The sequence below is a fragment of the Roseomonas sp. TAS13 genome, assembly GCF_001950415.1.
Lineage (GTDB): Bacteria > Pseudomonadota > Alphaproteobacteria > Acetobacterales > Acetobacteraceae > Roseomonas > Roseomonas mucosa.
Genome location: NZ_BDLP01000128.1, coordinates 1 through 11580, shown reverse-complemented (window position 1 = coordinate 11580; position 11580 = coordinate 1). Strand labels below are relative to the sequence as shown.

Below are 11580 nucleotides of genomic sequence, written 5' to 3'. Positions count from 1 at the left end.
CGGACCTGCAGGCGGTGAAGGCGGTCAACGGCGTGCCGGACAAGCTCCAGTCCTGCCACACGGCCACGGTCGGCGGCTACGTCGTGGAAGGCCACGTCCCTGCCTCCGATGTCCGCCGCCTGCTGGCATCGCCGCCCTCTCGGCTCCGGCTCTTCCGGGATCCGCCCTGGCTCAGCCAGCCGTCGGGCGGGCGATGCCCCGCGAGTTCAATCTCGCGATCGAGCACGTGTCGTTAAACATCACCGGCCGCAGCCGCCCGGCCATCGCGGTCAACCGCTCCGTTCCGGCCCCCGTCCTCCGCTTTCGCGAGGGCGAGGAGGTAATCATCAACGTCGCCAACCGGCTCCGCGAAGAGACGTCGATTCACTGGCACGGCCTGATCCTTCCGAGCAGTCAAGACGGCGTGCCGGGCATCAGCGATGGCTTTCAGGGCATCGCGGCAGGACAGACGCACCAGTACCGCTTCCCACTCGTGCAGTCGGGCACGTACTGGTACCACAGCCATTCCGGGACGCAGGAGCAGGCTGGCCTCTACGGTCCGCTGGTCATCGATCCGGTGCGCCCCGACCCTTACGGCTACGACCGGGACTACATCATCCAGCTCTCCGACTGGACAGACGAGAACCCGCACCGCGTCATCCAGAACCTCAAGCGCGACGCGGGCTACTACAACTACAACAAGCGCACCGCGGCGAGCCTCGCCAACGAGCTCGCGCGCGCCCCGAACGCACAGGCGCGCGAGGCCATCATCCGCGACCGGCTGATGTGGGGCGACATGCGGATGGACCCGACGGATATCGAAGACGTCACGGGCTACACATTCCTGGTCAACGGCCGGACGCCCGAGCAGAACTTCACTGCGGTCTACCGTCCCGGCGAGACGGTTCGCCTGCGCTTCATCAACTCCGGCGCCATGAGCCACTTCGACGTGCGCATCCCCGGGCTGGAGATGACCGTTGTCCAGGCGCACGGCAACAACGTGCAGCCGGTGGCTGTGGACGAGTTCCGCATCGCCCCAGCCGAGACCTTCGACGTGCTCGTGCGCCCCGCGGGCGGGCGCCAGTTCCAAATCCTGGCGGAGTCCATGGGCCGCCAAGGCTTCGCGAGCGCCAGCTTGGCCACCCAGAACGGTTTACCGATGATGCCGCTGCCCCCGCACCGCGAGCGGCCGCTGCTGACCATGGCCGATATGGGCGGCAACTACGGGCCCAAGGGCCTGGACCGCGGCACCCTGCGTCCCGAGACGGACCGGCCCGGCCAGATCGCCCCCATGGAATCCATGGACATGGGCGGCATGGACCACTCGGGGATGTCCGGCATGGGTTCCAGCAGTGCCCAGGGCGGCATGCAGGGCATGGATCACTCCAACATGCCGGGCATGGGCCGCTCGTCGTCCCTGGCACGGGATCCGGGCTTCCGCTTTGCCGTCGCGGACCTTCCGGTAGGTTCCGTGCCGGGCGCGGGCCTTTTCCGGTTGGCCCAGGCGAGCCAAGGCTCCATGCAGGGCATGGACCATTCGAACATGCTCGGCATGGACCACTCCAGCACGCCAGGGATGGACCACTCGAGCATGCCGGGCATGGGGCGGCCGCAGGGAGGTCAGCAGCCCCGGCCGCAGCGGCAGCAGGGGCGCCAGGGCCAGCAGCCCGCGCAGCGGCGCGACCAGCGTGGCGCCGCCCCAGCTGCGCCGGACCACTCGGCGATGGGCCACGGCGCGCCGGGCACCGGCCAAGTGGGTCAGGTCGATACTTCCGCGGCCAGCGCGCATGCGGGCCACGGGGGGATGGCGCCGCCCGACCCGTTCGCGGTGAACACCGGGGCGCCTCCGGGCACCCGTGTCCTGACATACCGCATGCTCCGGGCGCTCTCGAATCCCTACCCGGTACGCGAGCCCAACCGCATCATTGAGGTGCGCCTTACCGGCAACATGGATCGCTACTTTTGGGCCATTAACGGCAACCGCTTCAGCGAGGCGCAACCAATCGTGCTGAACCTCGGCGAGCGGGTCCGGATGCGGTTCATCAACGAGACCATGATGAGCCACCCGATGCACCTGCACGGCGTCTGGATGCAGCCGCAGGTGGGCAACGGCGCCCAGAACCCGCTGCTGCACACCATCAGCGTCAAGCCTGGCAGCACACTCGATGTGGATGTGGAGGCGGATGCCGAGGGCGGCTGGGCCTTCCACTGTCACATGCTCTTCCACATGGAGACCGGGATGATGCGGAAGGTCGAGATCCGACGTCAGCCGCGCGTCGCGTCTAACGGCTGATCACGAAGGACCGACACCCGATGCGACTTACGACCAAGGCGGCCGCCCTTCTCACGACCCTGCTCGGCTTCACCCTGGCCGGCGGGGCGTCGGCCCAGCAGGCCGCCTCCCAGAACGCGGTACACGATCCGGGCGCGCACGGCGCCTCGTCCCACGAGGTCTACTTCGGCGCCGTCCTTTTCGAGAAGCTCGAATGGGGCGTCGGCCTCAACGGCGCACCGAATATTGCGCGCTGGGACGGTCAGGCTTGGTACGGCACCGACTACGACAAGGTCTGGATCAAGACGCAGGGCGAGCTTGAGCGCGGGCGCCGCGCCGAGAATGCCGAGATTCAGCTGCTCTACTCCCGCCTCATCGGGTACTTCTGGGACTTCCAGGCGGGTGTCCGCTACGACCCGCGTCCGCGGCCGGACCGCACCTACGGCGTTATCGGCATTCAGGGCTTGGCCCCGGGCCTGTTCGAGGTGGACCTCCAGGGCTTCGTGAGCGAGAGGGGCGACCTCTCGGCGCGGCTTGAGCTCTCTTACGACGTCTACGTCACCCAGCGGCTTGTGCTGCAGCCGAACCTGGAGGTGAACGTCGCTGCCCAGCGCGTGCCGGAACTCGGCATTAACAGCGGGTTCAATGACATAGAGGCGGGTTTCCGCCTCAGGTACGAGTTCACCCGCGAGGTCGCGCCCTATGTCGGCGTGAACTACACAAGGCGCTTCGGCGAGGCCGCCAAGTACGCTCGCGCTGAGGGGGGGAAGGCCGAGGGTATTGAATTCGTCACCGGCATTCGTCTGTTCTTCTGAACGGGCCCGTCGAATGAATGCTTGCTGCGAGGACGAAGGTTCCGTCGGAGGGCCGCGTTGACCGAGCGTCCTGGAAGCGACGGTTCCCGCGGAGTGCCCGCCCCCAACCTTCCACCTATGTCGGGAGAGGGGCGACACGTTCTCGTCGTCGAGGACGATGGGGAACTGCGCAAGCTCCTGCTCACCCTTCTGCGCCGCAGCGGGTTCCGCGCCAGCGGCGCCCGCGACGGCATCGAGATGCGACGCCTCTTGGCATCGGCCCAGGTGGACCTCGTGCTGCTCGACATCATGCTGCCGGGTAAGTCGGGGTTCGAGCTCTGCCGGGATCTCCGTGCCGAGGGACGGATCCCGGTCATCATCCTGACCGCCCTGGCCGAGGCATCGGACCGCGTTGTCGGGCTGGAGCTGGGGGCGGACGACTTCGTTGTGAAGCCAGCCGACCCCCGGGAGCTGGTCGCCCGCATCCGGGCTGTCCTCCGCAGGGCCGAGGGCCCTGAGGATAACGCGGGCGGTAAGGGCCGTGAGGTGGCGCACTTCGCCGGGTGGTCCCTGGATACCCGGCGTCGCGAGCTTCTCAGGCCGGACGGCGTCGCGGTCGAGCTGACCAGCGGCGAATATGACCTCCTCCTGGCGTTCGTGGAGCGGCCGCAGCGTATCCTGACGCGGGACCAGCTCCTGGACATCGCCCGGAACCGCCCCTACGGCGGGCTGGACCGCTCGATGGACGTCCAGATCAGCCGGCTGCGGGCCAAGCTCGGATCCAGGCCCCACGAGGACGGGGAGCCGGGCCTCATCAAAACGGTCCGTGGCGTAGGATACCTGCTGTCGAGCCCCGTGGATTGGTCTGGGTGAGAAGGTTCCTCCCCCAGTCCCTTGCAGCACGGACCCTGGCGACCCTGACAATTGGCTTCGCGGTGCTCTTCGCCGCCATGGTCGGCATTCACGACGTGCTGCTCCGCCATGCCGTGGAGCGGGGGACCGAGGAGCTGCTAGCCCAGCGCCTGGCGACGATCCTGGATGCTGTAGCATCGGCACCGGAGGGCGACAGGGACCGGATCGCCCATGCCCTGTCGCGGGCGGACCTGGAGGTGCACTGGCGCCGCGACGCGGCCCCCACCCCCGAGCACCCCTCTCGCGAGGAGTGGCCGACCGTCGCGGCCCGAACAGCGGCCCTGAGCGGCGTGGCGACCGAGTTGCGCGTGCGCCCCGGACGCTACGAGGCCGCGTCGGACCGGCTCGTCGGCATCGGAGCGGTGGCCCGCCTACAAGACGGCTCCTGGCTGGAGGTGGAGCTCGCCTCCTTCACCGTGTTATCGGCCGATCAGGGCGTGCTGCACTCCTACGCGGCTACCGTCGGCTTAGCCCTTCTCCTGGCTGTCGGCTTCGCGGCCCGTTCTGTCTCGGCGCCGGTCTCGGCGCTGGCGAAGGCCGTTTCCCGCCTCGACCCCGAGGGCGAGCCGCCAGCCCTCTCTGCTTCCGGCCCGCGCGAGGTCCGCCAACTCGCGGAGGCGCTGACCGACATGTCCATGCGGACCCGTGACGCTTTCCGCCAGCGGACCCTGGCGCTCGGCGCGCTCTCTCACGACCTGATGTCGCCGATCGCCCGGCTGCGTCTCCGGGCCGAGGATCTGCCGGAGGAGGTTCAGCAGCCGATACGACGCGATCTGGCCGAGATGGAGACGATGGTCTCCGACGTCCTCGCCTACCTCCGAGGCGGGCACGGCGGTGAAGCCGTCCTGCCGCTGTCGATCGCGGCGCTCGTCCGCACCGTGGCCGACGAGTTTGCCGATGCGGGGACGCCGGTCGAGGAAGGGCGCATTGACGACGCCGTTGCCCCGGGGCGCCGGGTCGCCATCAAGCGGGCAGTGACGAATCTGGTCGCGAACGCCGTTCGGCACGGGCGCGATCCATGGATCGAAGTCGAAGCGCTCCCCGACGCAGTGTTGGTGCGGGTGGGCGACCGCGGACCCGGCATACCGCCCGAAGACCTCCCCAGGGTGACTGAGCCGTTCTTCCGGGGGGACCGCGCCCGTACCGCGGGCGGCGGCAGCGGCCTGGGCCTCTCGACCGCCCAGGCCATCGTCGAAGCCCACGGAGGGCATCTTGCCGTCGAGAGTGCGCTCGGGCGTGGGACCGTGGTCACCCTGACCCTTCCTCGCTGGCCGCAGGGCGCCGACGACGGCCAGCCAAGTAATAAAACGATGTAATCCGGCGCCCGCCGGACAGCCGCTGCACGGCGTTAGGGCCAGGCGGATCGGCGCCGGTTCCGGGGCACGTGTCGCGGTACCCCGTGGCAGGAAGTTCTCCCTGAATCGCTAAACTGCGCCGCATAAACAGCGAGGAAGGACGAGCCCGATGTTGACAAGAGGTCACGCTATTCAGGCCACTGCGGCGGCCGCGGCAGCGCTCCTATGGGCTGGCGCCGCGTCGGCCCAGAGCGCCGCGGGCCAGCAAGCCGGTCACCAGGGGGCCTCGGCGGGGTACCATGCTGCCATGGAGGCCATGAACCGCGACATGGCGGCCCAGCCTATGACCGGCAACGCCGACCATGACTTCGCCAGCATGATGGCGCGGCATCACCAGGCCGCCATCGACATGGCACGGGTCGAAGTCGAGCACGGGCGTGATCCCGAGATGAAGCGTAAGGCTCAGGAGATGATCCAGAAGCAGCAGCAGGACATCGCCGAACTGAGGACCTGGATGTCACGGCACCCGGCCCGCTAGGACTTTCGCGGCCCACGGCCCACGGTCTGCGGCTCTGGGCGGTTGTCGCTGACTGGCCGGACGCCATGCCTGGGCTAACCGGCCCGCGCACGCCGCGGTCGCACCTCCAAGGAAATAGAGATGAGCTACCTCCGCTTCGGCGCGATGATCCTGGTGTCCACGGTCGTCATGTTCGGGCTTATGTACCTGAACACCTACGCATTTGAGCATGTGTTCTACAGCCAGACGCGGACGTGGATGGCCCTCATGATGGGCGGGGCGATGGCCGTCATCATGATGCTGTTCATGCTGAAGATGTATCACAGCAAGCGCGCGAACCTGGCCATTGTCGCAGGTGGGGCGGTCGTGTTCGCCGCGTCACTCTTCCTGGTTCGCAGTCAGGCGACGGTCGGTGATGTGGATTACATGAAGGCCATGATCCCGCACCACTCCATCGCCATCATGACTAGCGAGCGCGCCCATATCCGCGACCCGCGCGTGCGACGCTTGGCAGACCAGATCATCGAGGCGCAGGTCCGCGAGATTGGGGAGATGAAGCAGCTGATCGCCGACCTTGAACGCAATCCGACCGCTCCAGGGGCGCCGGACCTGGAGCCGCGGGTGGCAAGCGCGGCTATAACAGGACGGTAACGTCGGAACGGGCGCTTCCGCTCCTCCGGACGCCCTCCCCCTCTTGCCTAGGCCGCCCCGTAGCGGAAGCCGGAGCGTGGACGCTTGCCCGGAATCTAAGCGCGCAGGTCTCTCCCCTTGACCTTGCCACAATGGGAAGCCCCACCTCCCGGCGACTGTCGTGGAAAGGGGAATACCCATGCGCTTCATCGTCGAGAACATGCACTGCGAAGGCTGCGCCAAGGGCGTGACTGCCGTGGTGAAGCAAGCCGACCCTTCAGCACAGGTCGAGGTCCGGCTCGAAGACAAGTCGATTTCCATCAACGGCGGCCGCCTTGGCGGCGAGGCGCTTCGAAGCGCCCTGTACACGGCAGGCTGGAAAGCCGCCGGAATGGCTGGTTGACTGTAGGCGGGCGTCGGCCTGCAGCGGAAATAAATTGGTGCGCGATTGCCGCTGCCGCACTGCGGTGTCCCGCCTAATCATCCTGCAAGGCTTCCGCCGTCATCCCAGTCGCGGAATCGCCTCTACAGGAGAGACCATGCTTTCACGATTTGCCTTCCTTCGGAACGGCGCGCTCGCTGCGGCCTTTGCCGTCCTGATGGCTCCCGGTGCTGCGTCCGCGCATGCGATGCTGCACTCCTCCGATCCAGGCGACGGCGCAACCCTCAACTCGTCTCCGCGCGCGCTGCACCTGATGTTCACCGAGGAGTGCCGCGTGACGTCGCTGCGCCTGCTCGACGAGGCCGGGAAGGAGCGGCAGATCCGCCGTGAGGGCGGGCGGGAGGCGGCGAGCCACGCGACCGCGACCGTTCCCTCGTCGCTCCCGCCGGGAGCCTACCGGATCGAATGGCGGGCCATGGGCGGCGACGGCCATGTCATGAGCGGCGCAGTGCGCTTTGCCGTGACATCTTCGCGGTGATCTTGGAGCTGCTCGGGCCGGAGCCGGACTTTTACCGGGCGCTCTCGGCGGCGTGGCGCATCGCCTTCTACGTCACCTGCTTCGGGGCCGCTGGGCTGGGCGTCTTTGCCATCGGCTTCAGCCGCCTACAGACGCCCCAGGACGCCGCTTCGTGCCGTCGCCTGACCCGGACCATGGTGGCACTGGGCTTGGCGTCCAGCCTACTCTGGCTGGCAACGCAGGTTGCCTTGGCGTCGGACGGGGATCCGTTCGACGCTGAGGTCTGGGACATGATGGTCACCTCCCGTCCGGGGATCTCCGTCCTGATCGCCTGGACGGGCTTGCTCGCGGTGGCGGTTGCTACCTGGATGGGGCAGCCGAGCCTCGTCGTCGGCGCCGCAGGTATCCTGACGATTGCAGCCAGCTTCACAGCCGTCGGCCATACGACGCAGCACCAGCCACGGTGGCTCCTCGCGGCAGCCCTGGTGACGCACCTCGTTGCGGTCTCCTTCTGGTCCGGCAGCCTCTGGCCGCTCGCTCTGGCCTCTAAGCGGGGCGGTCCGGAGGCGGCACGGCTGGTCGAGGGCTGGGCTAGGGCCGCCACTTGGCTCGTGGGTGGCCTGGTTCTCGCCGGGGCGCTGCTGGCGTGGCTTCTCGTGGGCAGCCTCGAGACCCTGCTAACCACGGCGTATGGCTGGGCTTTGATGACCAAGCTGGCGCTGGTGGGCGTCCTGCTCGGCTTCGCGGCATGGCACCGCTTCCGGCTGACGCCTGCCCTTGCGGCCGGCACTCCCGGAGCGGGAAGGCGTCTTGCTGTCTCCATCGGGTGGGAGATCGCGGTCATGGTCTTGGTGTTCTGGGCCGTGGCCGAGATGACGTCCACCAGCCCCCAGGGCGAGGGATAGCTTCCAGCGGTGCCGCGCCTATTCCCTCCCGGTCCAGGCCCTGGACGTGGTGAAGGCGCGGCACCGCGGAATCCGGCCCCACTCACTGGCAGCACGCTGCGTCGGGGAAGGTAAAGCGGCTACTATTGCTCTTCCGGGCGACGTGCCATCAGCGCCATGCGGGTATCCGCACCGGAGTTTGGTGGCAGCAAATTCAGACCCGGAGGGCGCGTCCGAGCTTGCGTCGGTTGGTAGGTCTGCCGACGTGATCGCTTACGCCAATTTCCATGTGCAGCCCCGGGGTTCCACTCCAGTACATGGCAGCGCCAGCCGTTGGCGGTTTACAGCGTTGTCCTATGTGAATCTGGCGGCGGCTTAAACGAAGTTCGCGCAGTTCCCTGTCCGCTCAGTCCACAGGTAGACACTACATCATTTTGTTGCACGGTGATCCGCTGTTCGACTGAGCCGTTCTCATTGGCCGGTCACTGCGGGGGCTTGGAACTGCCTACCCTGCCCGGCCGGTACATTCCTCATCGTGCAAGGAAAACGCTATGGCACATAATCCGCAGCACTTTGGGCTGAGCAGTGGCCGCGATTTCCAGAGAGCGTTCGGTGACTATGACTTGCGCATTGGACAGGCGCACTTCGACTTTTTCTCCGGGTCAGACGCCATGGACGTTCAGTTTGGCCGAGCCAACGCGGACATCCTCCTCGGCAATGCTCAGAACGATGACCTGCTCGGCGGTCGCGGAAGCGATGTCCTCGTCGGCGGTGCGGGTATGGATCATATAGATGGAGGCAAAGGCAACGACCTCCTGATTGGTGGCGACGCCGCCGACGGGCTTCGGGGAGCGGACGGGCGAGACTACCTCAGCGAAGGGGTGGGCCACGGCGACCTCGAGGGCGGCGCTGGAAACGACGTGCTCTCCGGTGGGCTGGGCGGCGATGCGTTCATCGTCGACCCTACCAGCGGCCACGACATTGTCGTCGACTTCCAGGCTGGGCCTGGCATCCTCGATCACATCGCGTTCCGCGAGATCACGCCGGAGGAGCTGACGTTCCAGGACACGGCTGCTGGTGTGAAGATTAGCTGGGCGGATGGAGAGGGCTCGGTGCTGCTGGCGGGTATCGAGAAGGCGGATCTCGCCCAGGACGATTTTATGTTTGCGGATGACCGCTATCTTCTCCAGCCCACCAGTGCCGACGCGGACCACGTATCCGCCGTCAGCTTCGCGAAGGATGAGGGCTTCAACCTTTCCGCGCCGGACATCACCGACAGCACGACGCCCGCCACCACCATCCACTTCGACGAGTTCAATGTGCAGATCGGCGCTGCGCAGGCGGAGGCCCTTGCGGGCACGGACGCGCGCGACTTCTACTTCGGTCTCGGGGGAGATGACCGGCTGTCAGGGGCAGCCGAGGACGACAACCTCACCGGTGATGCCGGAAACGACACTCTGGACGGCGGCATGGGCCAGGACCACCTAGTAGGCGGCGCCGGGGACGATCAGCTCTTCGGAGGTGACCAGGCCGACAACCTCATGGGCGAGGACGGGAAGGACACCCTGTACGCCGGTGCCGGTCACGACATGCTCGAGGGCGGGGGCGGCGACGATGTCCTGAACGGCGGGGACGGTGCCGACGCCTTCATCGTGTCTCCCGACAGCGGCAACGACGTGGTCACAGGTGGCTTTGATGCAGGCCCCGGCGCTTTCGACCACATCGCCTTCCGTGACATCACGCCCGATGAGGTCACGATGGCCGACACGACTGGTGGAGTGCTGGTCAGCTGGACCACGGATCAGGGAACCGGGTCTCTGTTGCTCGAAGGCCTTACGAAGAGCGAGATGGCTCAGGACGACTTCATGTTCAATGCAGATGCAGGTACAAGCGGAGCTTTTGTGAACGATCCCGCCATTACGGATGAGGGCTCGTTGTACCTCTTCCGGGACGGAACCACGACCACTGATGTGCAGCAGGACTACCTGTTGGCCTAGTTCGCTTAGCGGCCCTGCGCCGCAGTGCGTGGCGCAGGGCCCGCGACCGGGGCACCAGGGAAGCCCGCCGGATTCCGCACCCAATCACCTGGAGTTCTCTCCTCCAGGACGAGTCTGGCGTCCCTGCAAAGCGTGCTCCCGTTCCGGCCAAGTGCTCTTAATAAACGCCAGCACCGTGCGGATCTCGGCGTCGGTCAGAACGTCGCCGAAACTAGGCTTATCGTGCGTTGGTTCCCGGCCAGAGGGGCAGGTTGGCCCGAACTGGCTGGGTTTTCGGATGGGCGCCGCGGAACGGGGCGGGGCCGCGCCCTCCCCGGCTGTGCCCGACGCGCGTCCGGGCGGCGGGCATGATCCTCTGGCCGGCACACCTCCCGCTAGTCAGGGCTGACGGGGTCGTCATGTCTCCCGCCCGAGCGTCCACTGCACCCTCGTGGGCGGACATCGAAGCGGCCCGCTGGAGCTCGTCTGCTACGGCGTGGTCTGGCCGAAAGCGGCAATTCCGCTTCCGGGCGGAGTACATGGCGAAGCGGCCATCCAGGGGCGGGCGATCCTCGGCCGCTTTCGACCCTGAGCGGACCTACATTTCCCCGGCAGGACGAACGGCCGTAGCTGCGGTAATGTAGAACAATGCGTCGCCGCCCATCCTCCCGCTTACTCATCCTGAACCCTGATGGTGCAGTTCTCCTGTTCCGCTTCGTTCACAAGGGAGATGCTCTTGCTGGGTTGAGCTACTGGGCCACACCTGGCGGTGGCCTCGAAGATGACGAGACATTTGAAGAAGCCGCCATCCGCGAGCTGTTCGAGGAAACAGGCATCCGGAATGTCGATCTTGACCGCGATGTTAGCCGACGGGAGTTTGTCCTTCGCCTCCCAAGCGGCGAAGAGGTGATGGCTGAAGAGCGCTTCTTCCTGATACGGCATGATGGCTCCGCCTTGTCACGCGAAGGATGGACCGAAGCAGAGGTCAAGGTGATGGCCGACCACCGATGGTGGTCGAGGGATGATCTCGCTCGAACGACCGACAAGATTTTCCCGGAGAACATCCTGGCAATGCTGCCATCTCAGGGATGAGATGCACCCTGTCTATGACCGCCTTCCATCCCATGCGGCTATGTGTCGCTCGGAGTGGGCGATTTCCGCTTCCCGGAAGGCGATAAGACCACGCGAATGGCCGGGTTGGGCGCGAAGCCGCCGATCTGGCCTCCCCTGAACATGTGCCGCGCGCCGGTCCTCGCGCCACTTCTCCTCCTGCGCCACGCCGGCCTGCACCAGCACGAGCCGTACCGGCGGCCCCGGCGGCTCCGGGCCGGAGAGGAGCCACGCGCCGAAGGCGGCGAGGGCCAGGGCCGCGGCCCCGCCCGCGAGCCAGGCCCGGCGGCGGTCGGGGAGGACCGGGAGTCC

Annotated in this window: 13 protein-coding genes; all 13 read left to right on the top strand. The window is 67.0% G+C overall.

From position 1 onward, the window contains the following. The first annotated feature begins 14 nt into the window (after positions 1–14). Positions 15–236: a DUF411 domain-containing protein gene (locus ROTAS13_RS28590; RefSeq protein WP_371329187.1), complete on the top strand. Its 222-nt coding sequence runs from the start codon at positions 15–17 to the stop codon at positions 234–236. Further along, positions 194–2272, top strand: a complete 2079-nt coding sequence (locus ROTAS13_RS11830; RefSeq protein WP_083755491.1) for a copper resistance system multicopper oxidase — start codon at positions 194–196, stop codon at positions 2270–2272. Before ROTAS13_RS28590 ends, ROTAS13_RS11830 begins: the two co-directional genes overlap by 43 nt. 20 nt (positions 2273–2292) lie before the next feature. Further along, a complete protein-coding gene (locus ROTAS13_RS11825) occupies positions 2293–3066 on the top strand; it encodes a copper resistance protein B (protein WP_075822445.1) in 774 nt (257 codons plus the stop codon). Between the two features lie 117 nt (positions 3067–3183). Beyond that, entirely contained in the window at positions 3184–3918 is a 735-nt protein-coding gene (locus ROTAS13_RS11820; protein ID WP_075822444.1) for a response regulator, read from the top strand. A gap of 62 nt (positions 3919–3980) precedes the next feature. Then, positions 3981–5273: a HAMP domain-containing sensor histidine kinase gene (locus tag ROTAS13_RS11815; RefSeq protein ID WP_230453419.1), complete on the top strand. Its 1293-nt coding sequence runs from the start codon at positions 3981–3983 to the stop codon at positions 5271–5273. A 148-nt stretch (positions 5274–5421) separates the two neighbouring features. Then, positions 5422–5790, top strand: coding sequence for a DUF305 domain-containing protein (locus ROTAS13_RS11810; RefSeq protein WP_075822442.1), 369 nt, complete (start codon positions 5422–5424; stop codon positions 5788–5790). Positions 5791–5910: 120 nt separating this feature from the next. After that, positions 5911–6420 carry a DUF305 domain-containing protein gene (locus ROTAS13_RS11805; protein WP_075822441.1) on the top strand — a complete coding sequence of 170 codons (510 nt, stop codon included), beginning with the start codon at positions 5911–5913 and terminating at the stop codon, positions 6418–6420. Positions 6421–6598: 178 nt separating this feature from the next. Beyond that, on the top strand, positions 6599–6802 hold the full coding sequence (locus tag ROTAS13_RS11800) for a heavy-metal-associated domain-containing protein (protein ID WP_075822440.1): 204 nt from the start codon (positions 6599–6601) through the stop codon (positions 6800–6802). A gap of 136 nt (positions 6803–6938) precedes the next feature. Further along, positions 6939–7319, top strand: coding sequence for a copper resistance CopC family protein (locus ROTAS13_RS11795; RefSeq protein ID WP_075822439.1), 381 nt, complete (start codon positions 6939–6941; stop codon positions 7317–7319). Beyond that, positions 7316–8203, top strand: a complete 888-nt coding sequence (locus ROTAS13_RS11790) for a copper resistance D family protein (protein WP_075822438.1) — start codon at positions 7316–7318, stop codon at positions 8201–8203. The genes ROTAS13_RS11795 and ROTAS13_RS11790 overlap by 4 nt, the downstream gene beginning before the upstream one ends. Positions 8204–8733: 530 nt before the next feature. Continuing rightward, positions 8734–10179, top strand: a complete 1446-nt coding sequence (locus tag ROTAS13_RS11785) for a calcium-binding protein (RefSeq protein WP_075822437.1) — start codon at positions 8734–8736, stop codon at positions 10177–10179. A gap of 627 nt (positions 10180–10806) precedes the next feature. After that, the gene (locus tag ROTAS13_RS11775; RefSeq protein ID WP_075822436.1) at positions 10807–11250 is read left to right on the top strand and encodes an NUDIX hydrolase; all 444 of its coding nucleotides are present in this window, start codon (positions 10807–10809) and stop codon (positions 11248–11250) included. A gap of 42 nt (positions 11251–11292) precedes the next feature. Then, on the top strand, positions 11293–11580 hold a 288-nt coding region (locus ROTAS13_RS27785), incomplete at its 3' end, for a hypothetical protein (RefSeq protein WP_216348638.1).